Raw genomic sequence first — 26,880 nt, forward strand, 5'->3', positions numbered from 1 at the left:
ATCACCCCGGACACATCATATTGTGTCTTCTGGATATGACGATATGATGCGGCGTCATGGACACGATCGTCATCGGCGCCGGCCAGTCCGGCCTCGCCGCCGCCCGCGCGCTTCGCGACCGCGGCGTCACGCCCGTCATCCTCGAAGCCGGCGACCGCCCCACCGGCTCCTGGGCCTGCTACTACGACAGCCTCGCCCTGTTCTCCCCGGCCCGCTACAGCGCCATGCCCGGCCTCGGCTTCCCCGGCGACCCCGACCACTACCCCGGCCGCGACGAGGTCGTCGCCTACCTCCAGCGCTACGCCGGCGGCCTGGACGTGGAGATCCGCACCGGCATCCGGGTCGCCTCCGTGGAAGCCGACGGCGCGGGCGGATTCCTCGTGCACTCCGCCGGCGGCGACACCCTGCGCGCCATGGGAGTCGTGGCCGCCTCCGGGTCGTTCGGCAACCCGTACGTGCCCGTCCTGCCCGGCCAGGACGACTTCACCGGCCAGGCCCTGCACGTGGCCGAGTACCGCAACCCCAAGCACTACGCCGGACAGCGCGTGGTCGTCGTGGGCGGCGGCAACTCCGCCGTCCAGATCGGGTACGAACTGGCCGCGGTCGCCACCGTCACCCTGGCCACGCGCCGCCCGCTCCAGTTCTTTCCGCAGACCGTCGGCGGCAAGGACGTGCACTACTGGCACACCACCACCGGCTTCGACACCCTGCCGCCGCACTGGCTGGCCCGCATCGCCACCGGCACTCTGGTCATGGACACCGGCGACTACGCCGCCGCGGTCGAGTCCGGCCAGATGGAGCGCCGCCCGATGTTCACCGCCTTCGACCGCGACCACATCCTCTGGGCCGACGGCACCCGCGAACGCGTGGACACGGTCATCTACGCCACCGGCTACCGTCCGCACCTGGACTACCTGCGGCCACTCGGCGCCCTCGACGACAACGGCCTCCCCCTGCACGTCGGCGGCCTCTCCGCCACCCATCTGGGGCTCGGCTACGTCGGGCTGGAATTCCAGCGCTCCTTCGCCTCCAACACGCTGCGCGGGGTCCACCGCGACGCCGAGCACATCGCCGCCCCGATCGCCGCCCACGCGAGCAAGGCCCTGGCCGCCTACGGCCTGTGACCCCGAACTCCCCACCTGCCACTCCCTGGTGGCGGCCATGCCGCCCGCCGGCCTGGTCATGCACGCCGTCCCCGGCCCCGTCACGCCGACCCGCTCCTGTCGGAAAGGAACCCAATCGATGACCGCTCACCTGTGGCCCGGCTGTCGTCGGAGGACACCGTCCGGGAGGGGCCGGGGGCCGTCCACTGCCGCATCGATCGGCGGTGGTGGACGCGAGCTGACTGGCCGTTCGCAGGGGCCGGTCACCAGGTGAATCCGCCGACATAGGTGTCGCCCCGCCAGACGACCCTGTGGGGGAAGGCACCGGCGGCCGTCGGGGTGAGGCCGACGCGGAGCAGCTCGTGGTTCTTGCCCCCGCACGGTCTGTTGCCGGCCGCCGAATCGTTCTCGTTGTCCTTACCGACCAGGAGATGCCGGCCGGATCGGTCCAGCGCCATCGACACGATCTCGCCGCAGCTCAAGGTGAGCACCGTGGCCACCTTCCGGTCCCCATCGTAGAGGAGCAGCTCGGACGGCTGCTCATAGCTGCCCTGGCGCACCCGCAGGGTCCGGCCGTCCGGCAGAGGATGAGGGAGAGTGTGGCTGCCGTTGTCGCGGGGCGCCCCGACGAGCACCGCCGCGGCCGGCGGGTCCGACGCGGGCAGCCGCACGTCAAGGGCGCCCTCCCAGGCTTTCACCAACTCCGGCTTCGGCGGGTACGTGACCCCGGTGAAGTGGATGTCGTCGGGAAGCACCAGAGTGTGGGCGTCCCTCCAGTAGAACCCGTACGCGGCAGCCCGCCATTCGACGTCGGGGTCGAGGACGCCGACGTAGGTGGTCTGGTTGTGATCCCGGTCCTCGGTCCGGCGGCTGTAGGCGATGCGGCCCTCGGGCGACACCACGATCCGGTCGACGCTCCCGTTCAGCTTGCCGGACAACGCCGTGCCCAGCTTCGCCTGGCCGTCGGCGTCCACCGTCAGGCGGTGGACGCGCGAGACGACGCCGCGCGGCGACCAGGTGTCCTGGCCACGCCGCAAGGTCACGCTCACCACGTACTCACCCGGCTCCCGGGTGGCGGCCACCGCTTTGATCTGGGTGATGCCCCTCCCGAGGTACGGCATGTACTCATGGGCAATGCGGCCCGTCTCCAGGTTCACCGTCTCCAGGTGGCCGCCGGGGAGCAGCGCGTACCGGGGAGTGCCGTCGTCCGCCACCGGTGGCTCCGCCAGTCGCTCCGGCAGGATCCTCACGGCCTGCACGACGAGCACGATCACCCCGAGCGCCGCGACCAGCCGCAGCACCGAGCCCCGGTCCGGACGCACGCGCGTCCCGGCGGCGCCCGCGAGCAGGATCATCGTCAGCGGAGAGATCACCCACGACAGGACCACCGGCAGGACTCGGAAGGGCGCCGGGTCCGGCAGGCAGCCGGGCGGCGGCTCCGCGGGCGGCCTGAGCACCTCCGCGGCGACCGCCAGCACCTCGGGCGACGCGACGAGCCCGAACCCGAGAACCGCGGCCATCAGGTGGACGCGGGCATCGTCGCGCCTGGCCACGAACAGGGCGATCATCGCCAGGAGGAACGGCCCCGCCAGATACAGCACGCCCGCGGCCGCCTCGGCCACTTCGGCGACTGTGCGGCGGACGGGACCCACCGGGTTCAAGATCGGTGGCCCGGCACACATCACTCGCCGCGGGGGCGTCAGCACCTCCCAGATGACCTCCCATAACGCGTACGAGGCCGCCAGCCACCACCAGAACACCGGATGACGTCGCTGCGGCCCGAGAGTCGACACGGAGAGCACGGCGGCCCGCCCTTTCTACCCGATCCTCCCGGATGATCAAGAACCCTATCGGGCCGGGCAAGCAGCGCGTACGGCGGAAATCGCCGAGACCTGCGGATCGGGTGGCCGTCGTCAGTCAGCGGGGCTGCTGCGCTGATGGTCGGCGTTCAAGCCTCACGGGTGTCGTATGCCTCGCGATTGGCGAGCACCTCGTCCATGTGCGCTTCGGCCCATTCCTTGATGCCGCGCATCACGTGTTGGGAGCGAGAGACCGAGGTCGGTCAGCTCGTACCCGGCCTGGGCTGGGACTTCGCCGGCACCGTCGTCGCCACCGGCCCCGGCGTTGACCTGGCCGTCGGCACCCGGGTCGCCGGTCTGGTGGCCGGCTTCGACCGCGACTTCGGCACCTACGCCGAGCAGCTCGTCGTGCCGGCCGCCGACCTCGCCGTCGTTCCCGACGGGCTGGACCTGGTCGCGGCGTCGACGGTGCCGCTCAACGGGCTGGCCGCCGCCCAGATCGTCGACCTGCTCGGCGACGCGCCCACCGACGGAAACCGGCTGCTGGTGACCGGGGCGGCCGGCGCGGTCGGGGGGTACGTCGCCTCGCTCGCACAGGACCGCGGCTGGCAGGTGACCGGTCTGGCCCGGGCCGAGGACGAGGAGTTCGTCCGCGGCCTCGGCGCCGAGTTCACCGTGGACGCCGAGCCGGGCTGGGACGCGGTCGCCGACGGCGCGGTGCTGCGGCAGCGGGGCCTCGCCCTGGTCCGCGACGGCGGGGCCTTCGTCGGCGTCCGGCCGGGCGCCGAACCGGCATCCGAACGCGGGATCACCGTAACCGTCGTGGTGGCGCACCTCGACAGTCCTCGGTTGGGCGGCCTGCTCGCCCGACTGGATCCGTACCACCGACGCTTTCGACGCCGTCTTCGATGTGGCCCGAGCGGTCGAGAACCCCGAGGCCCCCGACCACATCCACCCCGCCCTGGACGGCGGCGACGGCATGCACCTCAACGACAAGGGCGCCCAAGTCATGGCCGACGCCGTAGACCTGGAAACCCTCGCCGTCTAGAAACCTCGTCCGCTTCCGGATCCGGTACGACACCGTCCCGCCGCATCACGCTCACCCGCTGGGCAGGGCGTCGGTCCCGACCTCAGCCGCCGCGCGGATGCACACTGATGGTCGTCTTCCGGGCTGGCACTGTCAGCAGCAGATCCTCGGTGAGCGGGCGGTGACGGCCTCGGTGCCGGATGCCGCGGACTCGACGGCTGCGAGCATGGCGTCCAGTTCGCGCCGGGGGAACAGCCGGCCGCGGGCCACGACCGTGTTGATCCGCCGGGTGTTGCGGATGTCGCGGAGCGGGTCCGCGTCCAGCACGACCAGATCGGCCGCCCTGCCCGGGGCGACGGCGCCCACGCGGTCCTGCAGGCCGAGGAACCGCGCGACCTCGCTGGTCATGCAGCGCAGCGCCTGTATCGGGCTGAGGCCCGCCTGGACCAGCAGTTCCAGCTCGTCGTGTGCGCCGAAGCCAGGGAAGGTGTACGGGTTGGGGGTGTCGGTGCCGGCGAGGATGCCCACCCCGTAATCGTGCATGTCCTTCACCATCCTCAGCCGGAAGTCCAGGTACGCGCGCTGCTCGGCGATCTGTTCCGGGGTGCCGGGCGCCAGTTCGAGGATGCGCCGGCTCCAGAAGGCGCGTACGTCGGCGGGGACGTACTTCAGCCTGGGGTCGTTCGCGTAGGTGCCGGCCGGCGAGCCGACCGCCCGCAGGACCGTCAGGGTGGGCGACTGCCAGGCGCCGCGGCGTACGAGGTGGCCGAACAGCGCCTCGGCCTTGGCCGGGTCGTAGCTGAGCGACGCCTGACGGTCCAGCTCGCGGGCCAGGTCGTAGTACTGGCGCGGGCGGGCCGGGTCGATGGGGGTGGTGGCCAGGATGTGCCGGATGTCGTCCTCGCGGGAGGAGACGGCGGTCGGCATGCCGAAGAGGTGCTCGAACGAGCGCAGGCCGAGGTCGGCGGCCTCGGCGATGGACATCCTCCACGGCACGTGCCCGACGACCGGCATGCCCAGCCGGCGGCTCTCGTCGATGACGGCGGCCAGCGTGTCGCGTCCCATGTAGGAGTACGTCTTGACGAAGTCGGCGCCCATGTCCTTCGTGGCGTGCGCGGCCGCGCGCGCCTCGGCCTCGGTGGAGACCTGGATCGCGTTGTCGCCGGCCCATACGGAGTTCGGGCCGTCGATGATGTCGCCGGACATGATGATCCGCGGGCCGAGCACCTGGCCGCTCTCGATCCGCTGCCGCAGGGCGTGCAGGGCGGGGGCGCCCCACATCTCCCTGATGCCGGTGACCCCGTTGGCCAGGTGAAGGGGAGGATAGACGGCCTCGGCCGAGGAGGTCATGTGGGTGTGGGCGTCCCAGAGACCGGGGATGACGAACTTCCCGCGGACGTCCACGAGCCGCGCGCCCTCCGGCATCACCGCCTCGCGCCGCCTGCCCACCCAGACGATCCGGTCGCCGGCCAGGACGACGACGGCGTCCGTCAGCGGTGTGCCGCGGACACCGTCGATCACGGTGGCACCGGCGAGCACCACGACACCGGCGCTCCCGGCCGCCGCGGGGTCGGCCCCTAACACGCCTCCTGCGAGGGTGAGGCCCGCCGCGCCCAGCAACAACCATCTGCCGAACTCGCGCCGGTCGACCATGGGAGGCTCGAAGTCAGTCACAAGGGTCTCCTTCATCCGTCTTCGCCGTTTCGGGCACGATCGCGCCCTGCCCGCCGTCACCGTAGGCACGATCCGCTCGACGAGAATCCGTCACCTGACTAGGCAAAGGTCACGCGCTGACCGGTCGCCCGCCATGAGCCGGATCGGGCGGATGCGCGTGAGCGAGGTCAGCAGCTCTCGGTCGACGGTGGCCCTGCTCGTCGATCCCGAGGGGATCCGCGCCCGCGGCTTGAACGGAGTTCGCGGGGATGTGTTCGACAGTGATGTACGGCGCCACGAATCGCCGCGAATGCGGACGGGATGGTGGCCGGTGCGTGCCCCCGCGGACCGCCGCTATGGCGCCCGGCCGGTCAGGTACCGCTGGAGCGTGGGCGCGAGCCAGGCGACCAGCTGGGAACGCTCGGCGGTCACCAGCGCATCGGCCCGCACCGCGTAACGGGTGATGGCGAAGCCGACGAGCTGGCTCGCCGCGAGTGCCGCCCGCATCTCGGCATGGTCGACTCCGAGCGATCGGGTGACCTCTCCGAGCATGTTCTTGGCCAGGAACTCCCTGGCCACGGCGGCGGCCTGCTCGCTGGTCGCGCCGGAGCGGATCAGGCCGAGCAGCGGGCCCGGGCGCTCCACGTCGCCGAGCAGATCGAGGACGAACCCCGCCAGCCGCTCCCCCACTTTGCTCCGAGGGCCCTCGATCAGCATGCCGACCGCGTCCTCCACCTGGAAGACAGACGCCATGACCGCGCCGAACAGCTGCTCCTTGCTGCCGAAGAAGCGGCGTACCAGCGCCGGGTCCACCCCGGCGTCGGCGGCCACCTGCCGCATGCTGGTGGCCTCGTAGCCGCCGGCGCTGAATGCCGCCGCCGCCGCCGCCAAGATCTGTTCTCTGGTCGTCGACGTCCCCGGCCTCCGCCCCGTCCTCGCCATCAGCCCTCCCTCATCGCCGGTCGATCATATCCCCTCCTGAGGACTTTTCCTTCCTACGAGGGCGATATATCCTCCCATGAGGACTTGAGCAGGCCACTGGCGAACTCAGGGCGAGCCGCGAGCGACTCGGCTTCGGCCGCATCAGTCTCGTGGCGGCTCCGGCGCTCCGCGCGGCCTCGACGTGGGCGCACAGCGAGGTGAGCGTCCATGGCCCGATCCGGCAACACGCGCCGCATCCGGGTGAGGAGCTTGGCATGGCCGCCGATGCGACAGCGGGTCCTCGGCCGCCGGCAGGTCAGCGGCCCGGACCACCGCACCGGCGATCACCTCTGGCGGGCTTCCGGTTCGCTCATGGCCGGCGGCGATCCGCTCGACTCCCCGGCCGCACCCTAGCCCGTACGGCTCTCACGCCGCGTTGCGCGACCTGGGTCACTTCGCTTCGATGTCGGGGATGGCGCCGGTCCTCGCGATGCTGACGGCGCCGGTGATCGTGGCGACCTCTTCAACCTGGAACTCTTCCAAGGCCAGGCGGATGTTCTCGGCGGCCTGCCGTGCCCGCCTGACGTGCTCCTCGCTTTCGAACAGCGTCACGGTGACGATCATCCCGTCGTCGTCGGCGACGGCGTAGTAGCCGAGAATGCCCTCGGGAAGCGTGACCGGCGCCGATGCGCCCGCCCCGGACAGCTGGGCCGCGAACTGCCGGTCCACCGTCCGCATCAGGTCCTCCACGGCGCCGGCCCCCATCCGGTAGCGGCGTATGAACGCGTGCATGGATCTCCTTTTCCGTCAAGGAAGGCGTCGCCGATGAAAGGCGAGCGCGATGTCTGATTCTCCGGCCGGCGAACTGCGGCACCTCGGGTTCTTCGCGGGAACGTGGGGAGGGTGAGGGCGCGTTCGAGCCCACGGAGTTCTCCCCGGCGTTCATGCGGGTGGAGTCGGGGTTTCGGCTCGGGGGCCACCGGCTGGAGCAGCGGCGCCGGAGGCCACGTGGAGCGGACCACGTGCTGCATCGCCGGGTGGCCCGGGCAGTCCGCACCGCCCTCACGCTCTGCCGGCCAGCACCTCGTCCAACTCCTCCAGCGCCGCGACCGCCTTGGTGACGCCCATCTCGGCGGTGAAACGCACCGCGTCGCGGACCTCGTCCGGGCCGGCCACCTGCAGGGCCAGCTCGACGTGACGGCGGAAGGACGGCCCGAGCGCCTGCAGGGTGACGAGGGCGGCCAGCGCGACGAACGCCCGCTCGCGTCGTGACAGTCGCTCCTCGCTCCAGGCGCGGCCCAGACGGGAGGCCAGGAAGTCCGCCATCCAGGAGTCGGCGACCGGCCAGACGGCCTCCTGCCCGGCGGGCACGCCCCTTCCCGGGTCGGTGTCGGCGGCCACCTCCAGCCCCAGCTCGCCGGCGTACTGCTTCAAAGCGCTCAACGCACTGGCGGCCGCGGGATAACCGGAGTACGGCGCCACGAACCTGATCAACGCCAGCAGATCGGCATAGGAGGCGCCGTGCTGATGCGCGGCCATGACGTGCATCTTGAAGGCCAGCCCCACATTGGCCAGGCAGATGTCATGCGCGGCGACCTGCAGCAACTTCTCCCGCGTGGTCGTGTGGCGCAGGCCGAAGGTGAAGCCGCCCGTCTCCAGGGCCATCGTCTCGAATTCCGCGTCCACCTCGGCCAGCGGACTGCTCGGCAGGTCGACCATGTCACATTCCTTCCGTTCGACGTCGTCGTGCCCGGGGTCAGCTCACGGTCCCGGCGAAGCGGACCGGGGCGGCGACCGCCGCCGCGGCTCGGCTCACCATCACCTCGCCGCGGTGGACGGTGGTCTCGTCCACGCCGAACCGCTCGGCAAGGCTTCGCTGCACCTGGGTCACCATGGCCTCGGAGCGGGTGGCGGACTCGGCATCGGCGAACAGCGTGATGGTCATCGCGGCGCCCTCGCCGGTGTCGACGGCGGTGTAGAGCAGGGAGCCGACCTGCTCGGGGATGCGGTCGGCGAACTCGGCGTCCACCTGGCGGACCATGTCCCGGACCGAGCCGGCATCCGTGCGGTAGTGACGAACGATCGCGTACATGTCTCCTCCTGGGGACTTTCTCTCGACCTTGAGAATATATCCCCATGCGGGGACTTTCAAGCGTGCTCGGGGCGACGCGCCGGCCTGCCACGGCGGCCTACTAGTGTTTGTTCATGCTCTTCGGGCGGAATGCGGAGCAAGCGGGCATCGACCGGATGTTGGGGGACGTACGAAACGGTCGCAGCCGGACACTGGTGATCCGCGGCGAAGCGGGGATCGGCAAGACCGCTCTGCTGAACCATGCGGCGGCGACCGGGCACGACATGCGCATCCTCCGGGGCACAGGCATCGAGCAGGAGATGGAATTACCCTTCTCAGGCCTCCACCTCCTGCTGCGAACGGTCCTGGACGGCGTGCCGGCGCTCCCCTTGCCGCAGGCGGAGGCGCTGCGATCGGCGTTCGGGCTTTCCTCGTCCCCGGCCCACGACCGCTTCCTGGTGGGCATGGCCGTCCTGACCCTGCTGGCGGACCTGGCCGACGAGCGGCCGCTGCTGTGCCTGGTCGACGACGCCCACTGGCTTGATCACGCCTCCGCCGAGGCCCTGCTGTTCGCCGCTCGCCGTTTGGAGGCCGAGGGAGTGGCGCTGCTGTTCGCCGCCCGCGACGACGACAGGACGTTCCACGCCGCCGGGATCGAGGAGATGCGGCTCGGCAGGCTGGACGACGCGGCCGCCGCCCGAATGCTCGCCACGCACGCCGGCGACCTGCCCCCGCAGGCACGGGACCGGGTGCTGCGGGAGGCCCAGGGCAATCCGCTCGCCCTGGTGGAGCTGCCCACGATGCTGGCCGACGTCCGGCAGAACGCCCTGGACATCGGCCACGTCTCCGCCTCCGGGCGGGTACTGCGGGCGTTCGAGGAGCGCGTGTCATCGCTCCCGGAAGCGACGCGGACGATCTTACTGGTGGCGGCCGCCGACGACACCGGCCGGCTGGAGCTCGTGCTGGAGGCGTCCGGGCGGCTGGGCGCGTCCGTGGCCGACGTCGAGCCGGCCGAGGCGGCGAGGCTCGTCCACCTCGACCATCGCAGGCTGGTCTTCCGCCATCCGCTGGTGCGAAGCGCCGCCTACCGCAGCGCCCCGCTCACCAGGCGGCTGGCCGCCCACCATGCGCTCGCCGAAGCCCTGGACGGCAGGGCCGAGGACCTCGACAGGCGGGCCTGGCACCTCGCGGCCGCGGCGACCGGCCCGGACGAGCAGGCGGCCGCCGCGCTGGAGCGCAGTGCGGAACAGGCCCGTACGCGCGGAGGGCACGCCGCGGTGGCCGCCGCCTACGAGCGCGCCGCCCAGCTCAGCCCGGAGCCGGCGCGGCGTGCCCGGCGACTGCTGGCGGCGGCGCAGGCGGCTCTGGACGCGGGCCGGCACGACCAGGCGCACGATCTGGCCGACCGGGCGTCCGCCGAGCTGGATGATCCCTTGGTCCTCGGGCAGGCCGCGCGCTTGCGCGCCACCATCGCCAACGCCCAGGGCCGCCCCAAGGTCGCCCACGCCACGCTGGCCGAGGCGGCGGACGCGATCGCCGCGAGAGACGGCGACACGGCAGCGGTGATGTACTTCGAGGCGATCAGCGCCGCCTTCGCCGCCACTGAGTTCGCCGCCGCGGCTCACACCGCGCACCGGGCGGCCGCGCTGGGCCCGTCCGTCACGGGCCCCGCCGAGCATCTGCTGCTAGCCGCCTCGGGGCTGGCCCGGGTGACGTCCGAGGAACCGGTCAAGGCGCTGGACGGGCTGCGGGACCTCATCGAGGGCGTGCGCCGGCACGGCGACCCGGCCACGCTGCAGGAGCGGGCCAGGATCGCGATCTTCGACCTGGTGACCGGGGACGACAACGCCGCCTATGAGCGTGCCGCGGCCATCGAACACGATTGCCGCGCTCAGGGCGCGATCGGCGTGCTCCCGCTGGCACTGGCGCTCCTGTCCAGGGCGCAACTCTTCCTTGGGCGGCACCGGGATGCGCACGCCAGCGCCGAGGAAGGGCTGCGCATCGCACGGGACACCCTCCAGCACGACGAGGCCGCTGCCCTGCTGGCCGGCGTCATGGCATGCCTGGCCGCGATCGAGGGAGACGAGGAGCGGTGCGTGACCCTCGTGGACCGGATTCGCGACACCGGCAACGCCAGCGCCAAGGGCATGAGCTTCGCGGCGCTCATTCTCCTCGACCTCGCCCTGGGCCGGTACGAGGACGCCGTCCGCTTGGCGGAAGAGCACGGCGCGGCCCTGCCCGCAGGGCGTCTCATGCTGACCCTGCATCGAGCCCCAGACCTGGTGGAGGCGGCGGTGCGGGCCGACCGGCTCGACTTCGCCCGGACCACTTCCGTCTGGCTGGAGCAGTGGGCCGCCCAAACCGGCCAGCCGTGGACCCAGGCCGTCAGTCTCCGCTGCCGCGCGCTGCTGACTCCTGGCGAAGAGGCCGAGCGGCACTACTCGGCCGCCGCGCAACTGCACCAGCAGGGTGACAGGCCGTTCGAGCAGGCACGCACCGAGCTGCTCTACGGCGAGTGGCTGCGCCGCGCCCGGCGCCGCAGCGAGGCCCGCCCGCATCTCCGGTCCGCGATGGAGATCTTCGAACGCCTGGGCGCCCGTCCCTGGGCCGAACGCGCCCGCGCCGAGCTGCGTGCCGCCGGGGAACGCCGGTCTCGCACCGGCCCCGCACAGGCCGCCGCCCTCGACCGGCTCACCGCGCAGGAGCTGCAGATCGTCCGTATGGCGGCCACCGGCATGACGAACCGCGAGATCGCCGCCCACCTCTTCCTCAGCCCCAGAACCGTCGGCTACCACCTGTACAAGGCCTATCCGAAGCTCGGCGTCGCCTCCCGCGGCGAACTGGCCCGGCTCCCCCTCGACGAGGCCTCGAGCCGGCTCCCTTGATCCAGCGCCTCCAGCGAACGCCCGAAGGTGCTCGATCTGTTCGCGCGACCGTAAGCCTGTACTCTTCGTTCGCCTGACGCACCTGCGCAGCGACGGGTTCTGGCCGGGCGGGCAGGGGCCGCGGGCATCATGTCGTTCATAGGGACGCGCATTGCTCCGATGCGCACTCCCGCCGGTCTCACCTGCGGGACACGTCGCCCCGCCGATAGAGGATGAGCAGGACGACCGCGATCAGCGGTTGGAGGATGTCGGTGGGGATCGTCCAGATGTTGTAGGGCGCCGTGTTGTCATGAGCGACCCACTGCATGATGTGGCCGGCGGCGTCACCCCAATAGAGGACGGCGAGGGCGATGACCGCGGCGGTCATGAACGACCCCCTGTTCCAGATACTCAGCAAGCCGATGAGGCCGACCGCGATGTCGGCCCACCCCACCTCCCACTGGAACGGGCTGCGCGCGAACCCGATGCTGTCGGCGATCTGCGGCGCGTACGGACCGATGTGCATCAATCCCCCGAACATCGCCAGCACGCCACCCCCGGCCACGAACCACAGCAGCCAGAGCTCGATCACACGGTGCCGGGTGCGCCGCGCCGGGGCGCCATCGACAAGGGTATGCACCAGCGCGGCGACGGCCAGTCCCAGGAAGGTGACGAGGACGAAGATCATGACATCAGGCTAAGGACAGTCCCGGCGATTGAACCGCACCTGGCGGCGCGTGTCCTGAGACGCGCGAAGCCGCCCGCATCGAATGCCCGCCCCTGCCGTCGCGTTCACGAAATCCGCGCGTAACGATCCCGCAAAGGGCTCTTCCCGAGGGCACGTGTGACCGGTCACACTTGCCGTCAAGCATGTGACCGGTCACACGAGCCTGGTCAGCCGGTCTCAGCCAGCGGCACCCACTCCGCCCGGAAGAGAGATCCCGATGTCTGCTGCCGTCGTTGACACCCTGCGCCGAGGTGCCGTCGCCTGCCGCGGTCACCATCAGCTCGGTCCGGATCGTGCCGCCGTCCCCGGAGGAGGCCGCCCGCATGGACGGCGCCGGGCCGGCGCGCGTGCTCGTCCCGGTCATCCCACCGCCGCTGCGGCCCGTGCCGGCGGCGCCGTCAAGTAAGCCGCCCTCCCGGGTCGCACCCCCACCCCCCAGCCGGACGGACAGCCCGGCACCAGGAGAGGACAGTCATGCACCGACATCGGTTGTTCCGGCATGCCCGCACGGCGTCCGCGCTCGCGGCGCTCGCCACCCTGACCGCCGGCCTGCCCGCCACCTCGGCCGCCGCGTCCGCCGCCCCGGACGTGGTCGCCGTGGACTTCGCACAGCGCACCGGCCCCGTCCACGGCGGCGCCACCGGCATGCTCTACGGCCTCTCGGACCCGGGCGTCCCCGGCGACCCCCTCGTCGCCGGCGCCCGGCCGCGCACCGTCTCGCAGAAGGCACCGGACGGTGACCAGCATCCGAACGGTGATGCGCTCGTCGTCGCGGACGGCTACTTCGCCAACGGCGGCGAAGAGATCGTCATCATGACGCAGGACGTCTACAGCCAGTGGCCCTACGAGAACCTCGGCATCGACGACTACCTCGCCAAGGTCGACACGATGGTGCGGAAGGTCGTGCGGGAGCGGCCGCAGGACAAGCACAAGTTCGCCTGGGTGCTGTTCAACGAGCCCGACCTGATCTGGTACCAGAACTGGTCCACGCAGAAGCAGAAGTTCTTCAGCGACTGGAAGGCCGTGTTCGAGAAAGTCCGGTCGATCGATCCCGACGCCAAGATCGTCGGCCCGAACGAGGCGATCTACCGGCACGACAGGCTCCGTGACTTCCTCACCTGGGCCAAGAACACGCCCTGTGCCGGGGACCCCGAGGGCGACTGTCTGCCGGACGTCGTGTCCTGGCACGAGCTGCAGCGGAGCCGGCTCGCCGAATACCGGGGCCACTACCAGCACTTCCGCCAGATGGAGCGCGACCTCGGCATCGGCCCGCTGCCCGTCAACGTCACCGAGTACGGCAACCGCCGCGACATGTCCGTACCCGGCCAGATGATCCAGTGGATCTCGCTGTTCGAGGACACCAAGGTCGACGCCAACGGCGCCTACTGGACCTACGCCGGCAACCTCGACGACCACGCCGTACGCACCCGCCAGGCCAACGGCGGCTGGTGGCTGCTCAAGTGGTACGCGGACCTGACCGGGCAGACGGTCAAGGCGACCCCGCCCCAGCTGAACGTCGCCGACACGGTCCAGGCGGTCGCGGCCGTCGACGCGTCCGCGCGGCGCGGCACGATCCTGGTCGGCGGCGGCTCGGAGCCCGTCCGGCTCGACATCTCCGGGCTCGACCCCGCCGTCTTCGGCGAGCGGGTCGACGTCGTGGTGTCCAAGACGACCTGGACCGGGTACGAGGGCGACGCGCTCAAGCCGCCGGTCATCGCCGCCCGGCGCGCCGAGGTGCCCGGGGGCGCGCTGCAGGTGGACCTGCCCGGCGGAGACGTGATGGCCGCCTACCGGGTCACCGTCGTGCCCGCGAGCGGCGGCGAGCCCGCGCCCGACGCGCCGTGGACGGTCTCGGTCGAGGCGGAGTCCGCCACGCTCACCTCCGCGCAGGCCTTCAACCAGGACACGACGGCGGACCCCCAGCTGTACGCGACCTCCGGCAAGCGGGACGTCGGCGCCATGAACCGGACCGACTCGGCCGCGACGTTCTCCGTGACCGTGCCCCGCGACGGCCGCTACCGGCTGGGCATCTACCAGGGCGCGAACAAGGCGCCGGGCAGGCACGCCCTGTTCGTGGACGGCACGCTGAACCAGATCGTGCAGTATTCGGCGAACCTCGGCTGGACCTACCGCGGCCGCACCGACGTCGAGCTCGAGCTGACCGCAGGCACCCACGAGCTGTCGGTTCGCACCAGCGCCGACGGCGTGAACCGGCTGCCCGGCAGCGACATCACACTGGACAAGTTCGACCTCACCGAGGTGACCGGGGCCGAGCGCGCGGCCTACCCCGCCGACGAGGCGCGGCTGTCCGGAGGCGCGCGGATCACCCGCCGGGCGAAGGGACCCGCCATCGCGCTCGGCGGCGACGCGCGGGCCACGTTCTTCGTCGTCGCGAGCGAGGACGGCTATTACGACCTGACGCTCGCCTACCGGGCGCACGGCAGGGGCGAGCTGCGGGTCCGAGTCGACGGGCGGGCGATCGGCGGCCTGCGGGCGACGCATCCCGGCGAGGGCTCCTCGCGGGCCCGGGTGTACCTCCCGGCCGGCATCTCCACGATCGACGTGGGCGGCCCGGCCCACCTGCAGCTGCGCGAGCTCACCACGGCACGGGCGGCGGAGGCGGACGCGGCCGTCCACCGGATCGAGGCCGAGCAGGCGCCGCGCGCAGGAACCGCGAGCGTGGTCAACGTCCCCGCCACGAGCGGGTCGAACGCCTCGGCGGGCGCGTACGTCGGCCACATCGGAAACGGCCCGGGCAACACGCTCACCCTCCCCCGCCCGGACGGGTTCGGCCCCGGCGAGTACGTCCTGACGGTGCACTACGCCAACGCCGACAGGAACACCGGACACCCGTACAACACCGACGTCATCAGCCGTTTCCTCGACATCACCGAGACCGGCGGCACGACGACGCGCGGCGTGTTCCGGCACAACTACGCCTGGGACAACTTCTGGCCGCAGGCGACGCCCCTCACGCTGACCACGGGCACGGGCGCAATCGTCCTCGGGAACGCGGCGGCGTACGGACCGGACATCGACCGGCTGGAGCTCGCGCGTTTCGTCCTGACAACCGATAACAACTCACACGGATGACAGCCGCCGCGACCCGCCGCACACCCATGCGGCGGGTCCGCCTTCGCCACATGCCGGAGCACCGCCGCGGCCCCGCGTGAGCGGCGCAGCGTCGGCCGATTCCGGCCTCCATCTCCCCCGATGGCCGGGCCCGTGACGGTTCGATGAGGTCCTCCATGGTGCAGTCAAGGATGTCCAGCAGCGCCATCAAGGTACGGAGGCTGAGCCGCTCCGGCTCGGCGGGTTCGGGCGGCCGGACGTTCAGCCGTTGGTGAGCCAGATCGAGCACAGCTTCGCCCGGCGGGTGCGGTCGCTGCCGGCGCCGGCGCAGCAGATGTTGCTGACGGCGGCGGCCGAGCCGCTCGGTGACATGACGTTGTTGCTCCGCGCGACCGCCGCACCGTGCATCGAGCCCTCGCCGAGGCGATCGACCCCGCTGCCGACCCAGACCGGCGCGCGTGGCACCGTGCACACGCGGCGGCCGACGCCGACAAAGAGGTCGCCACCGAACTGCCCGCCTCCGCCGACCGGGCCCAGCGTCGCGGTGGTGTCGCGGCCATGGGCGGGTTCCTGCGGCGCGCAGACCGAGCTGACCCCGACGCGGCGACGCGCGCGATCCGCGCCTTGTCCGCCGCCGAGGCCGCACTGCGGTACGGCGCCTTCGACACTCGCTGGTGGTCGTGCGCCTTTTCTCCGGCGAGCGCGCAGCGGCCGTCTCGCTGGCCGCGGAGATCCAGGCCATCGGGGTGGGCAAGGCCGAGGCCGTGCTGCAGTTGCCAAGGGGCTGACCGTGCGCGGCGCAGCGCCACCAGCGTCTCCCAGTAGCTCGGCCGTGGAGCCGGTTTTCCTCTCAAATGAGACCGTATCGAATAAAAAGGTCTTCGGTAAAATGTCCTTATGACCGGCGACCTCCCTCACAAAACCACCGCCTCGCGTGCGACCGACCGCCCCGGGGATGCCTCGCCTTTCGCGCTCGGCCTCCTGCTGCGCCAGGCGCACTGGCGCGCGGCCACGGTGATGACAGAGGCGCTTCGGCCGCTCGGCATAGAGTTGCGGCATTTTGCCGTGCTGCTCGTGCTGGTCGACCGCGGACCCACGGTGCAGCGGGACCTTGCGGCGGCGACGGGGTCGGACAAGGCGGGAATCATGCGTGTCGTGGACGACCTGGAGCGGAAGGGGCTGGCCGTACGCAAGGCCGTTCCGGGGGACCGGCGGGCGCGAGCAGTGGAGATCACGCCTCAGGGTGTCGAGCTTTTCGATGCAGCCCATGTGGCGGCGGAGCCGCTGGCTGAGCGTCTGGCGGCCGGATTGGAGCCCGGCGAAGCGGAGCAACTGAGGGATCTGCTGATCCGGTTCGCCTATCCCGCAGGCGGCGAGGCCTAAGCGCGCCCGGGCGCCGTCGCCCGCCGCGGGCGCTTCGTCCTATGCGGCTTCCACGCGATACGCAGGACACATATGACGGCGAATAGTATTGAATGATACGATCGCAAGTAATACCGTCCAGAACGTAACGAAGTTAGACGCGTTGAGCGATGAGGAGGTAGCGATCATGGATGTCTATGAGGCGGTCACGAGCCGGCGGGCGGTGCGCGGATTCACCGACCGGCCCGTCCCGAGGGAGGTGCTGGAGCGCGTGCTGTCCGCCGCGGCCTGGTCGCCGTCCGGATCGAACCTCCAGCCCTGGCACGCCTACGTGGTGACCGGCGGACCGCTGGCCGAGCTCAAGAAGCGCGCCGGCAGGCGCGTGGCGGCGGGCGATCCTTGGGACGAGCGGGAGTACGAGATGTACCCGCCCGCGCTGAAGTCCCCGTACGGTGAGCGCCGATCCACCTTCGGCAAGGAGCGTTACAGCGCACTCGGTGTTACGCGCGAGGACTGGGAGGCGCGCCAGAGGGCCGCTGCCGACAACTGGCAGTGTTTCGGCGCGCCCGCCGCCCTGTTCTGCTACATCGACCGCGACATGGGCCCGCCCCAATGGGCCGACGTCGGCATGTATCTGCAGACCGTCATGCTGCTGCTGCGCGCCGAAGGACTGCACAGTTGCCCTCAGATGGCGTGGTCGGTCTATCGCAGGACCGTCGCGGAGGTTCTGTCACCCCCAGAGGAGCTCATCCTCTTCTGCGGCATGTCGATCGGGTTCGAGGACGTCACGGTGGGTTACGTCCGTACGGGCCGCGCGCCGCTCGACGAGACCGTCACGTTCGTCGAGGGCTAGTACGGCAATCGCCTGCGGTGTGACCGGGGCGTCTCCCGCCTGGTGTGGCTGTCGTCGCCCGCCCGGCTCTTGCCACGGAGTCCTGCCTCGGCGCCGGCCGAAGTGACGCTCCCGCTTTCTCACAGACACCACATCTCATAACGAGGAGAGACATGACCAACCGGTTCCGCCTCGGCGGCGACCTGACGATCGACCGGCTCGGCTTCGGCGCCATGCGCCTGCCCCAGGCCGGCCCGGGCGGGCTCGCCCGCGACCCCGAGACCGGCCGGGCCGTCCTGCGCCGCGCCGTCGAGCTCGGCGTCAACCACATCGACACCGCCGGCTTCTACCGCAACCAGGACGGCTCGGTGCGCGCCAACGCCCTGATCCGCGAGGCCCTGTCCCCGTACCCGGACGATCTGGTCATCGCCACCAAGGTCGGCCCCGTCTTCGGGCCCGACGGCCCCCGCCCGGGCGGCCCCGCCGACCTACGGCCCCAGGTCGAGGCCAACCTCGAGAGCCTGGGCCTGGACCGCCTCGACCTGGTCTACCTGCGCATCGGCACGATGGAGCCTCCCCACGGCGAATCACTCGCCGAACGCTTCGAGGCGCTCGCCGCGCTGCGCGAGGAGGGCCTGATCCACCACTTGGGCCTCAGCAACGTCGACGCCGGCCACCTCGCCGAGGCCCGCCCGATCGCCCCTGTCACGGCCGTCCAGAACCACTTCCACATCGCCAACCGCGACGAGACGGCCGTCCTGGACGCCTGCACGCAGGCCGGCATCGCCTTCGTCCCCTTCTCCCCGCTCGGCGGCGGCCGTGCCGACATCAACGACCCCGGGCTGGTCAAGGTCGCCGAACGGCACGGCGCCACCGTCCAGCAGATCGCCCTGGCCTGGCTGCTGGCGCTGTCCCCGGTCGCCCTGGCCATCCCGGGCACCGGCTCCGTGGCACACCTGGAGGAGAACGTGGCCGCCCGGTCGATCACCCTCACCGAGGAGGACCTCGCCGACCTCGCCTGATCGCAAAAGGCCGTGGGAGGGCGCCATTCTCCGCCGCGCCGCCTGAGAGAAGAAATTCACGGCAGCTGCCACAACCCCGGAGGCTGTCTTGTCTGAGCTGGCGACCGGTCGGCACATGGGTGCCCCGGCGGGCAGGACAGGGTTCCCATGAAGGTCGTCGTAATCGGCGGGACCGGCACCCTCGGTGTGGGGCGGCCGAAGCGGAACATTTCACCGCGAGTAGGACACTGGTACGCCCAGTGACGAGGTGGTGTGGCCCGATCAGGCTCCGGACCGCGTCGGATCCGCACGAGCCCCGGCGTCCGACCGCCCACGCGTCAGCGCTCGCAACACATACTCGACGGGACCGTACCGGTGCCGGCGCAGCCACCACATGCTGAGTGCCAGCAGCACTGCGTAGATCGCCGCCGCGACGCCCATCACGGCCAGCGGTGACAGCGTGCCCGCCAGCGCCAGCCCGTACCCGGTGAAGACCAGGCAGCACAGCACCGACTGGCCGAGGTAGTTCGAGGCCGCCATGCGCCCGGCGGGGGCCAGCGCGCGGCCGACGGCGGGCACGCGCTTGATCACCTGGAGCAACGTGACCACGTAGGCGGCGGTCAGGAGAACCGAGGTCACGTTGTTCAGTGCCATCGCGACCAGTTGCAGGGCCTCGCCGCCGCCCGAGGTCGCCCAGCTGAAGAAGACCGCGGCGGGCACGCCGACGCCGAAGCCCGCCCACTGCACACGCGGCACCAGGTGTGCCCAGCGCTCCGGCTCCTCCAGCAGCCGCGCTTTCCCCGCCGCCAGCCCGAACAGGAACAGCGCCATCGCCATCGGCCCCTGCCCGAGCAGCACCATCGCCGCCAGAGCCGGATATGTCTGGACCTGGAACGTCAAAAAGCCCAGAGGGCCGTCCCTGACCAGTTCCTCGGCCCGCAGTCCGGCAGCCGCGTCCCCGGCCTGGGGCGAGCCCGGGTCCAGCAGCGTCAGCCCGGCGAGGATCAGCCAGATCACCGACATGACCCCGATGATCCAGCAGCCGACGACGACCGCCTTCCTGGCCGACACGCCCCGCATGGCCAGCAGGATCAGCCCGAGCGCGGCGTACAGGGTGAGGATGTCGCCGATCCACAGCAGGAACCCGTGCGCCACCCCGATCACGAACAGGCCCAGGCAGCGTCGCAGCATCCTGCCCTTCACGTCCACGCCGTCGCGGGTCATGAGTGTGAAGGAGTAGCCGAACAGGAACGAGAACAGGATGTAGAACTTGGTCAGCACGAACGTGCTGACCAAGAACGCGACGGGGCCGTCGCTGATCGGCATGGTGCCGATGGAGACGGCGTAGCGGGGGTCGGCGAAGAACCCGATGTTGGCCACAAGGATGCCGGCCAACGCGAAGCCCCGCACGGCGTCGATCTCACGCACTCGCGTCATGGGAACGACGCTAGGAAGGACGGAGCGCACGGCACATCGACCTTCGGAAGGGTGAGGGACCGACCAAAGTCGGCCCTTCACGACCGACGCCGGCGATCCCCGATCCGTGCCATGGGCACTCAGGATGACGAGACAGATGCGGAAGGTGCCCGAATTTCTCAATCATCGCCCGCGGAAGGGATCCAACTCCCCCACTCACCGCATCCCATCTGTATAGGACCGGTTTCCGTGCGAGATCGGCCCCATACGAAGGGAGTACGACCGAATGCGGCCCAACGTGTTGACTCAACAGGCATGCAGGCACGACTGGACCACGGACGTCACCGAACGGCCCATCGGCCCGGTGGTCACCCTGCAGCGTGACACCTGGCGGTTAAAGGTCGTCTTCGACGGCAACGCCCCCCAGGCCGCCACCTTGACCGGCCCGGGCTACGAGGGCAGACGGCTCAACCTCCGCGCGATCAACCCGCTCGTCCGCACCAGTCCGGACGAAATCGTTCAGGTCGCCGCCACGGTGACCGGCCGCCCCACCGCGACCACCAATGCCTGACCTCGCCCCACTGTCAGGTCCACCAGCCTCCGACGACCTCGACGCCCTCACTCTCGAGAGCGTCGTGCCACACCGGATCACGCAGCAGCCGCGTCTCCCAGGTCCGCACGATGCCGTCCGGTCCCGTGACCGCGTCCTCGCGGGACGGATGCAGGAACAACTCGCTCGTGCCTTCCGGAAGGGCTGACAGCCGGCGGAGGTAATCGTCCCGCAGTCGCTCGTAGGCGCCGAGCTCACCGGCGCTGCGCCGGTTGGTCGCGATCGTCTGTGGGATGGACACGCCCAGTGCGTCGGCGAGGGCGACGGCGCGCTCGTGCGCGGCCGCGAGCGGCGGCGGGAGCGGCCCGCCGAAGTACGGCTCCGGGTCACGGGGCAGCCGGAAGGCGAGACCGTGGCGCGCACACCACTCGAGCGCCTCGGCGAGCCACGATCTGCCGTGCAGACCGTAGAGGGTGCCGGCGTGGGAGTCGGCCGCCTCAGGAACGGGGCCCCGCTCGCGCATCCAGCGCAGCTGTGCCTCCGCCTCCCGTATGACATCCTGGGCCTCGCCCCGGGCCCCCAGAACCCACGGGTCGTCACTGAGTGTCCCGTCCGGATCGACGAGGCTCGCCGCGCCGTCGAGGGGCCGCCAGCGCGGGAGCCCGCGCTCGCTGGTGAGCGTCACGTGCAGCCGCGGCACGACGCCGAGCTCCCGTACCTGTTTCGCGGCCTGCTCCGCGGCCGGCGAGACGCAGATGAGCGTCGTCGCGGAGACATGTCCGTCGGCGAGCAGTGCGGCGATGACCTCGGTCGTCCCCGGTTCCCGGCCGAGATCGTCGGCCGTTATCACGACGCGACGGGTCATCGGGGGCGCTCCACGGGGGACTCGTCCACAGGCCCGGGGGGCGGCGGCTCGACCGGCTCAGCCGCCTCGGGCGGCGTCTCGACCGGGACCGAGATGAGTCGCGCCGCAATCGCGCCGATCGTCGTCAGCACGAACGGGTACGCGCATAAGTACACCCGGAACGCGAGCCCGGGGTCGGCGCCGGGGTCGTCGCCCGAGTTGTAGCCGAAGAAGACGCCCAGCGATGTGAGCGCAAGCCCGGTCACGATGCCGTTGAGCCGGCCGAAGAAGCCGAACGCGGACAGGAAGAGCCCTTCGCGGTGCTCCCCGTTGCGCGCCGCGTCGGCGTCCAGCACACGCGCGACGATGAGGTCGTTCGTCGCCAGCATGCCCGACCACCCGGCACCGACGAGCATCCCCGCGGCGATCGCGGTGAGGAGGTCGGTGGCGAAGAACAAGGCCGCGAAGCCGGCCGCGAGGACCGCGAAGGCGAGCCGCCAGGTCCACAGGGCGCCGCGTCGTGCGACGACGCGCGTCCACACCACGAGGCCGCCCGCCGAGACGAGGATGACGACGCCCTGGAGGTAGAGCGCGTTCCCGACCGGGAGCCCGAGCGAGTAGCGGACGTACAACTGGATGCCCGAGAGCACGAGCGCCATGGCCATCCCGTAACAGGCGCCGGTGAGCCCGACCGTCCAGAACATCGGGTTGCGCACGATCGACCACAGGCTACGCAGCAGCAGCGGCCGCCCCCCGTGTGGAGTAGCGGGGATTCTCGCGCGCGCCGAGCGCCATGAACACGATCACGACGAGCGCGACCGCGCCGTAGATGATCGCTGTGATCTGGAAGCCTTCGGTGGATTCCTCGGTGCCGAACACCTCCGTCGTGAGCAACGGGGTCACCGCGAGCGAGATCACCAGCGCCACGAGCTGGAAGCCCTGGCGCAGCCCGTTGGCAACGGCGCGGTCGCGCTCCCGCGGGTACAGCTCCGGGAGCAGCGCGCCGTAGTTGGCGTTGAGCATCGAGTCGAAAGCCTCGCACAGGATCGCGAACACCGCGAACCAGAGCAGGAGGCCCATGCCCCCCAGAGTGGTCGGCGCGGAGAAGAATGCGATCATGCAGGCCGCGAGCATCGGCGCGCCGACGAGCAGCCACGGCCGGCGCCGGCCGAACCGGCTTCGGGTGCGGTCGGAGAGATGGCCGAGCAGCGGGTTGTCGAGCGCGTCGATGACCGCGTAGATCACCATGACCACGCCGTAAGCGCGGACGTCGAGCCCGTGAATGTCGACGTAGAAGAGGATCATCGACCCTTTGATCATGTTGATCGGGATGGAGGTGCCGAACATCCCGATGGCGTAGCGCCACGCTGGAGTCCGCTGTGGGACAGAGGCCGTACCGGGCTGGGACACGCGATCACCTTCCTTGCCGATGCCGCCGCTGTGCGCGACGTTACCCTCGCGCTCGAAGGAGAACAGCGGGTGAAGCGGAGTCGTGCCGCGCCGGACGACCAGGAAGAGCAGGGACCGTCATGACCAGCGGCCATTCGCCTCACGCCGATCCGTCCCTGCCCATTCGTGACTTTCGGCATTTAGAGATATCCCTGGGGTGCTCCCCGAGGCGGCAGCGAACATGGCCCTCCGACGGTGAAGAACCTGACGGCACCTGGTGTGCCGGCCGAGATGTCCCGCCTCGTGCTCTTGGCCGCTTGCTCAGCCTTGACGGCGACCCGCCGCAGGTGCACACCGATGGACGGGCGTCTGCGCCCCTTCGCCAACGGCGTGTCGCATCATCACGACCTCGGCACCGTCGACCGCGCCGAGACAGCGATCCGGCGCTTCCGGTCCTTTCGGCACGCGCATGAGCGCCAAGTGCTGATGAGTGCTCGGCCGTCACCAGGCGTTCTGGTCCGCGTGACAGGGCCGCGCTGCTGGGCAAGGATCCGGTGTGCTGGGGATCGATCGCGAAGAGTACGTGCAGCGGCAGATCGCGATGCGGCGCCTGGCCGCGCGGGCCGGGTTCCAAGGGGTCGTGGCGTGGTCGAGAGGCGGCTCGGGACACGACCACTACGCCGACGTCTACTACCTCACGGGCTTCTACCAGCACCAGCCGTTCGTCCCCGACGCCCCTGGGCGGTGGCGGGCCCAGGGACACGCGGCCGTGGCGCTGCCCGTGGACGGCCCCGCGCTGCTGCTGACCGACGCCGACGCGGTCCAGGAGCCGCGCCCGGCCGCCCCGTTGCGGACCGCCCCCGATCTCGTGGACGCCCTCGCCGAGCAGATCAGGGAGGCGATTGCGACGGGCACGGTCGGCCTGATCGGATGCGAGGTGATGGCCGCTCCCTGGTGGCGCAGGCTGCGTTCGACACTGCCGGGACACGAACTGGTCGACGCCGACGATCTGGGCCTGCGGGCGCGCAGGATCAAGAGCCCGGCTGAGCTCAGCCTGCTGCGTGCCTCGGGAGCACTCGGCGCCCGGGCGATGGCGGCCGCGGGCGACGCGGCCACGCCGGGGGCCACGGAGGCCGAGGTGGCGGCGGCGGCGATCGCCGAGATCGTCCGGGCCGGCGGCGCCTACTACGGGATGGGCATCTCGTCGGGCACAGAGTCCCACATTTTCGCCGCCTCCGGCCCCGCCCCCTACTCCGCCGGCCGACGGCTGTCCGCGGGCGATCTGCTGAGAATCGACCTGTACGGGTCGGTGCACGGCTACCTGTTCGATGTCGCCCGTACCTGGGTCGTGGGCGCGGAACCGACCATGGAGCAGCGGCGCCTGCTGGCCGCGGTGCGTGACAGCGTGCGTGCCGGGATCGAGATGCTGCGGCCGGGGCGGCGGGTCGGGGAGGTGGCGCGGCGGTGTCAGGAGGTGTTCGAACGGTCGGAGTTCGTGGCCCATCACGGGCTTCCCGGCTCGGAGATGGGCGGGGCGTGGGGGCACGGGCTCGGGCTGTCGTTCGAGCCGCCCTGGGTGGCCGAGGACGGACCTGACGCGAGCGGGCGACTCGAGGCCGGGATGTGCCTCGCGCTGGAGCGCAGGATTTCCATGCCTGCTGTCGGCGGCGCCAACTACGAGGACGACGTCATCATCACCGACTCCGGCCCCGAGCTGATCACCTCCGACCCTCGCTGAACACGTCCATCGCCATCCCGGTGGAGCGCCGAGCCGGCCGCCGCCGAGCTCCGGAGCATCGAATTTGCTGGGCCCCTGCGGCGGGCCCACGCTGGACGGGACAGCAGACACCGCTTCGAGGTCCAGGGCGGGAGGGCACATGGGCAAGGAGTGTTCTCACAAGTCGGCCCGGTGTTCATCCTGCCTGCGCTGCGGGCGACGGCCCTGCGCCCTCCGGCAAAGTCCTCGCGCTGTCGCTCTCCCTCGCCGCCACCAGAAGTAGCGGACAAGCGGTCCGGGGGCTTCCTGGGAGGCGGGCTTCCGTGCCCCGATCAGATGACGTTGACGGCGTCGAGGAAGCGGGCGGCGAGCTCGGTGTCGCCGGTGACCGTCACGTCGCTGTCGCGCCAGGACGACCGCTGCGTGCCCCAGTCGGGGAAGGTCAGCGCGGGGGCGGTGACGTGCGCGGCGACCGCGCCGGTGGAAGGAGCCAGGCCGCCTGCCTCGTCGATCCACCAGGTCCCGCCGCCGGGGCCGGTGAGAGTCAGTGCGACGCGGGCGCCGAGCCCGGCGACTGGCGCCTGCGCGACCTGATTGCTCAGTACGGCGATCATCCACGTCAGGACCGCGCGTATCCTGTCTGCATCGGTGGGCGGCACGGGCCGGCCGAGCGCTGGGGCCATGTCGTGGCGCAGGTGCGTGTGATGGTCGAAGACGAGTGCGCCGCCGATCATCAGGCCCAGGGGGTAGCGTCCGAGTTCGACGAGCGGTATGCGTAGCCGGGCGGTGGGGGTGCGTCGGATGAGGTCGAGGAGTGTGGTCGCTCGGCGGGTGGCGCGGGTGTACTCGGCCATGACCTGTGCCCGGCTCCAGCCGCGTCGCCGGGCGACGGGGCCTTCGTTGAGTTGTTCGAGGCTGGTGGCGAGGAGCATATCCAGTCCGGGGGGTGTGCAGAAGCTCCGCGCCGTCGCACCGATGTGGGCGACGACGTCGGCGATGCGCCATCCAGCTGCGGCGCTGGGTGCCGCCCATTCGTCGTCGGCGAGGCTGCTGGTGAAGTTCACCATCTCGGCGCGTTCGGCGCGGAGGGCGGCGACCATGTTCGGCAGGTCCGCCGCGGGCAGGCGATCGGTCATGTCATCTTCTTCTCTGGTTGTGAGGTGGGGCGGCGGATGGCCTGCACGGCCTCGTCGTAGAGGTCGAACAGGTCGACCTGTCCGCCCATGCGCGCCCACTCCTCGTTCGCTGCCTGGAGGCAGGAGATCGCCGCGGCGGAGATCGCGCGCGCCTGCAGGGTGCGGCGGTCGGAGTCGGGCAGTCGCGGCTCGATCAGCGGCGCGAACAGATCCTGCCAGCGAGCCTGCTTCTCGGCGTGCCCGGCGCGCAGGGATTCATTGCCGAACAGCAACGTGATCATCTCGAGCCGGCGCTCGGCCGTGAGGTCTATCTCCTCGAGCACCTGGAACGCCGCACGCAGCGACGTCCACGGGTCCTCGTCGGCCGGGCGCTCGGCGAGCCGCGCGGCGATCAATTCCCCCTGCTCGGACAGGCCGTTGAGCGCGAGGTCCTCCTTGTTGCGGAAGTAGTTGAACAGGGTCCGTTTGGAGACACCCGCTGCGGCGGCGATCTCCTCGAGTGTCGTGTCGTCGTACCCCTTGGCGGCGAACAGTTCGAGGGCGGTTCGGGCGAGTAGCGCGCGAACCACCGAGCGGGTCTGCTCCCGAAGAGGTGCCGGTTTTTGACCGTCATCGTCACCGGAGCGAGCTCCGGGCTCGGCGCGGAATTCGCTCGCCAGTTGGCCCGCCGCGGCTCGGATCTCGTACTCGTCGCCCGCCGGGCGGACCGGCTCAAGAAGCTGGCCGACGAACTCACCCGCGCCCACGGCGTCACGGTGACCGTCATCGCCCGCGACCTCGGCCTGCCCGACGCCGGCCGCACGCTGCGCGCCGACCTCGAATCCCGCGGTATCTACGCCACCGGACTGGTCAACAACGCCGGCTTCGCCACCCACAACGCCCTCACCGACGAGGATCCAGACCGCCTGCAGAGCATGATCGCGCTGAACATCAGCGCGCTGGTCGACCTCAGCCGCGCCTACATCGGCCCGCTGACCTCCGCCGACACCGGCATCCTGATCAACGTCGCGAGCCTGCTGGGCTTCCAGCCGACCCCGTACCTGAGCGTCTACGGCGCCACCAAGGCCTTCGTCCTCAGCTTCACCGAATCGCTCTGGGAGGAGAACCACGACACCGGCCTACGCGTCCTCGCCGTGTGCCCCGGCGCCACGCAGACCGAGTTCTACGACGCCGCCGGCAGCCAGACGGCCGACTACGGCACGAAGCGAGCCGCCCCTGCCCACGTCGTCAGGACCGCCCTCGACACGCTCGACCGCCGCTCCGCGCCCCCGTCGGTGATCACCAACGGCCGCCCGCTCGCCCTCGCCAGCAAGTTCCTGCCGCGCCGCCAGACCGTCCGCCTCATGGGCCGGATGGCCCGCCGCTAGCCGGCGCTGCTCCTCCATCACCCTCACAG

Annotated in this window: 25 protein-coding genes and 1 pseudogene; 11 read left to right on the forward strand and 15 right to left on the reverse strand. The window is 71.1% G+C overall.

Annotation, left to right across the window (positions count from 1 at the left end; all coding sequences use genetic code 11):
* Nucleotides 1-56 precede the first annotated feature (56 nt).
* Complete coding sequence (locus ID574_RS36335; RefSeq protein WP_188193553.1) at nt 57-1,124, forward strand: flavin-containing monooxygenase; 1,068 nt, start codon at nt 57-59, stop codon at nt 1,122-1,124.
* Nucleotides 1,125-1,366: 242 nt separating this feature from the next.
* Here ID574_RS36335 and ID574_RS36340 read toward each other — a convergent pair whose 3' ends face one another.
* Nucleotides 1,367-2,896, reverse strand: a complete 1,530-nt coding sequence (locus ID574_RS36340; RefSeq protein ID WP_188193554.1) for a hypothetical protein — start codon at nt 2,894-2,896, stop codon at nt 1,367-1,369.
* A 228-nt stretch (nt 2,897-3,124) separates the two neighbouring features.
* On the opposite strand from ID574_RS36340, the gene ID574_RS60460 reads away from it, so the two are divergent.
* Nucleotides 3,125-4,114, forward strand: a complete 990-nt coding sequence (locus tag ID574_RS60460) for an alcohol dehydrogenase catalytic domain-containing protein (RefSeq protein WP_223167439.1) — start codon at nt 3,125-3,127, stop codon at nt 4,112-4,114.
* On the opposite strand, the gene ID574_RS36350 is transcribed toward ID574_RS60460, so the two are convergent.
* Complete coding sequence (locus ID574_RS36350; protein WP_223167440.1) at nt 4,083-5,603, reverse strand: amidohydrolase family protein; 1,521 nt, start codon at nt 5,601-5,603, stop codon at nt 4,083-4,085. The two genes, ID574_RS60460 and ID574_RS36350, sit on opposite strands and share 32 nt — an antisense overlap.
* 333 nt (nt 5,604-5,936) lie before the next feature.
* Nucleotides 5,937-6,524 carry a TetR/AcrR family transcriptional regulator gene (locus ID574_RS36355; protein WP_188193555.1) on the reverse strand — a complete coding sequence of 196 codons (588 nt, stop codon included), beginning with the start codon at nt 6,522-6,524 and terminating at the stop codon, nt 5,937-5,939.
* A gap of 264 nt (nt 6,525-6,788) precedes the next feature.
* On the opposite strand from ID574_RS36355, the gene ID574_RS61905 reads away from it, so the two are divergent.
* The gene (locus ID574_RS61905) at nt 6,789-6,917 is read left to right on the forward strand and encodes a hypothetical protein (RefSeq protein WP_262496090.1); all 129 of its coding nucleotides are present in this window, start codon (nt 6,789-6,791) and stop codon (nt 6,915-6,917) included.
* A 36-nt stretch (nt 6,918-6,953) separates the two neighbouring features.
* Here the strand turns inward: ID574_RS61905 and ID574_RS36360 are convergent, their stop codons facing one another.
* The 3 genes from ID574_RS36360 to ID574_RS36370 all read right to left on the reverse strand — a co-directional run bounded on the left by ID574_RS36360 (nt 6,954) and on the right by ID574_RS36370 (nt 8,595).
* Entirely contained in the window at nt 6,954-7,295 is a 342-nt protein-coding gene (locus ID574_RS36360; RefSeq protein ID WP_188193556.1) for a hypothetical protein, read from the reverse strand.
* Nucleotides 7,296-7,565: 270 nt separating this feature from the next.
* Complete coding sequence (locus tag ID574_RS36365; RefSeq protein WP_188193557.1) at nt 7,566-8,222, reverse strand: carboxymuconolactone decarboxylase family protein; 657 nt, start codon at nt 8,220-8,222, stop codon at nt 7,566-7,568.
* 37 nt (nt 8,223-8,259) lie between these two features.
* The gene (locus ID574_RS36370; protein ID WP_188193558.1) at nt 8,260-8,595 is read right to left on the reverse strand and encodes a hypothetical protein; all 336 of its coding nucleotides are present in this window, start codon (nt 8,593-8,595) and stop codon (nt 8,260-8,262) included.
* Between the two features lie 113 nt (nt 8,596-8,708).
* On the opposite strand from ID574_RS36370, the gene ID574_RS36375 reads away from it, so the two are divergent.
* Nucleotides 8,709-11,459: a helix-turn-helix transcriptional regulator gene (locus ID574_RS36375; protein ID WP_188193559.1), complete on the forward strand. Its 2,751-nt coding sequence runs from the start codon at nt 8,709-8,711 to the stop codon at nt 11,457-11,459.
* A gap of 178 nt (nt 11,460-11,637) precedes the next feature.
* Here the strand turns inward: ID574_RS36375 and ID574_RS36380 are convergent, their stop codons facing one another.
* Nucleotides 11,638-12,126 (reverse strand): DUF6790 family protein, encoded by a 489-nt coding sequence (locus ID574_RS36380; protein WP_188193560.1) that lies wholly within the window; start codon nt 12,124-12,126, stop codon nt 11,638-11,640.
* 513 nt (nt 12,127-12,639) lie between these two features.
* Here ID574_RS36380 and ID574_RS36385 point away from each other — a divergent pair.
* Nucleotides 12,640-15,258, forward strand: a complete 2,619-nt coding sequence (locus ID574_RS36385; protein WP_188193561.1) for a hypothetical protein — start codon at nt 12,640-12,642, stop codon at nt 15,256-15,258.
* 151 nt (nt 15,259-15,409) lie between these two features.
* Here the strand turns inward: ID574_RS36385 and ID574_RS63020 are convergent.
* Nucleotides 15,410-15,526: pseudogene (locus ID574_RS63020) on the reverse strand (hypothetical protein); the annotation flags it as partial.
* Nucleotides 15,499-15,702, reverse strand: coding sequence for a hypothetical protein (locus ID574_RS36395; protein ID WP_188193562.1), 204 nt, complete (start codon nt 15,700-15,702; stop codon nt 15,499-15,501). The pseudogene ID574_RS63020 and the gene ID574_RS36395, both read right to left, overlap by 28 nt.
* Nucleotides 15,703-16,134: 432 nt before the next feature.
* Between ID574_RS36395 and ID574_RS36400 the strand changes: the two genes are divergently transcribed.
* The 3 genes from ID574_RS36400 to ID574_RS36410 all read left to right on the forward strand — a co-directional run bounded on the left by ID574_RS36400 (nt 16,135) and on the right by ID574_RS36410 (nt 18,453).
* Nucleotides 16,135-16,620 carry a MarR family winged helix-turn-helix transcriptional regulator gene (locus ID574_RS36400; RefSeq protein WP_188193563.1) on the forward strand — a complete coding sequence of 162 codons (486 nt, stop codon included), beginning with the start codon at nt 16,135-16,137 and terminating at the stop codon, nt 16,618-16,620.
* A 166-nt stretch (nt 16,621-16,786) separates the two neighbouring features.
* Nucleotides 16,787-17,452 (forward strand): nitroreductase, encoded by a 666-nt coding sequence (locus ID574_RS36405; RefSeq protein ID WP_188193564.1) that lies wholly within the window; start codon nt 16,787-16,789, stop codon nt 17,450-17,452.
* A 152-nt stretch (nt 17,453-17,604) separates the two neighbouring features.
* Nucleotides 17,605-18,453 carry an aldo/keto reductase gene (locus tag ID574_RS36410; RefSeq protein ID WP_188193565.1) on the forward strand — a complete coding sequence of 283 codons (849 nt, stop codon included), beginning with the start codon at nt 17,605-17,607 and terminating at the stop codon, nt 18,451-18,453.
* Between the two features lie 261 nt (nt 18,454-18,714).
* Here the strand turns inward: ID574_RS36410 and ID574_RS36415 are convergent, their stop codons facing one another.
* Entirely contained in the window at nt 18,715-19,869 is a 1,155-nt protein-coding gene (locus ID574_RS36415; protein WP_188193566.1) for a DUF418 domain-containing protein, read from the reverse strand.
* A gap of 265 nt (nt 19,870-20,134) precedes the next feature.
* Between ID574_RS36415 and ID574_RS36420 the strand changes: the two genes are divergently transcribed.
* Complete coding sequence (locus tag ID574_RS36420; RefSeq protein ID WP_188193567.1) at nt 20,135-20,419, forward strand: hypothetical protein; 285 nt, start codon at nt 20,135-20,137, stop codon at nt 20,417-20,419.
* A 13-nt stretch (nt 20,420-20,432) separates the two neighbouring features.
* Here ID574_RS36420 and ID574_RS36425 read toward each other — a convergent pair whose 3' ends face one another.
* Genes ID574_RS36425 through ID574_RS61915 form a run of 3 tightly spaced genes read right to left on the reverse strand, consistent with a single transcriptional unit; the run spans nt 20,433 to nt 22,589 of the window.
* Nucleotides 20,433-21,263, reverse strand: coding sequence for a carbohydrate deacetylase (locus tag ID574_RS36425; RefSeq protein WP_188193568.1), 831 nt, complete (start codon nt 21,261-21,263; stop codon nt 20,433-20,435).
* Nucleotides 21,260-21,958 carry an MFS transporter gene (locus ID574_RS61910; protein WP_262496091.1) on the reverse strand — a complete coding sequence of 233 codons (699 nt, stop codon included), beginning with the start codon at nt 21,956-21,958 and terminating at the stop codon, nt 21,260-21,262. The genes ID574_RS36425 and ID574_RS61910 overlap by 4 nt, the downstream gene beginning before the upstream one ends.
* 13 nt (nt 21,959-21,971) lie before the next feature.
* Nucleotides 21,972-22,589, reverse strand: coding sequence for an MFS transporter (locus ID574_RS61915; RefSeq protein ID WP_262496092.1), 618 nt, complete (start codon nt 22,587-22,589; stop codon nt 21,972-21,974).
* A gap of 598 nt (nt 22,590-23,187) precedes the next feature.
* Here ID574_RS61915 and ID574_RS36435 point away from each other — a divergent pair.
* Nucleotides 23,188-24,369: a M24 family metallopeptidase gene (locus tag ID574_RS36435; protein ID WP_188193569.1), complete on the forward strand. Its 1,182-nt coding sequence runs from the start codon at nt 23,188-23,190 to the stop codon at nt 24,367-24,369.
* 311 nt (nt 24,370-24,680) lie between these two features.
* On the opposite strand, the gene ID574_RS36440 is transcribed toward ID574_RS36435, so the two are convergent.
* Nucleotides 24,681-25,484 (reverse strand): maleylpyruvate isomerase family mycothiol-dependent enzyme, encoded by an 804-nt coding sequence (locus ID574_RS36440; protein WP_188193570.1) that lies wholly within the window; start codon nt 25,482-25,484, stop codon nt 24,681-24,683.
* Nucleotides 25,481-26,230 (reverse strand): TetR/AcrR family transcriptional regulator, encoded by a 750-nt coding sequence (locus tag ID574_RS36445; RefSeq protein WP_223167441.1) that lies wholly within the window; start codon nt 26,228-26,230, stop codon nt 25,481-25,483. Before ID574_RS36445 ends, ID574_RS36440 begins: the two co-directional genes overlap by 4 nt.
* Here ID574_RS36445 and ID574_RS36450 point away from each other — a divergent pair.
* Nucleotides 26,144-26,851 carry an SDR family NAD(P)-dependent oxidoreductase gene (locus tag ID574_RS36450; protein WP_223167442.1) on the forward strand — a complete coding sequence of 236 codons (708 nt, stop codon included), beginning with the start codon at nt 26,144-26,146 and terminating at the stop codon, nt 26,849-26,851. The two genes, ID574_RS36445 and ID574_RS36450, sit on opposite strands and share 87 nt — an antisense overlap.
* The last annotated feature ends 29 nt before the right edge of the window (nt 26,852-26,880 follow it).

This window comes from Nonomuraea sp. SYSU D8015 (assembly GCF_008065375.1).
In the GTDB taxonomy this organism is placed as follows: Bacteria; Actinomycetota; Actinomycetes; order Streptosporangiales; family Streptosporangiaceae; genus Nonomuraea.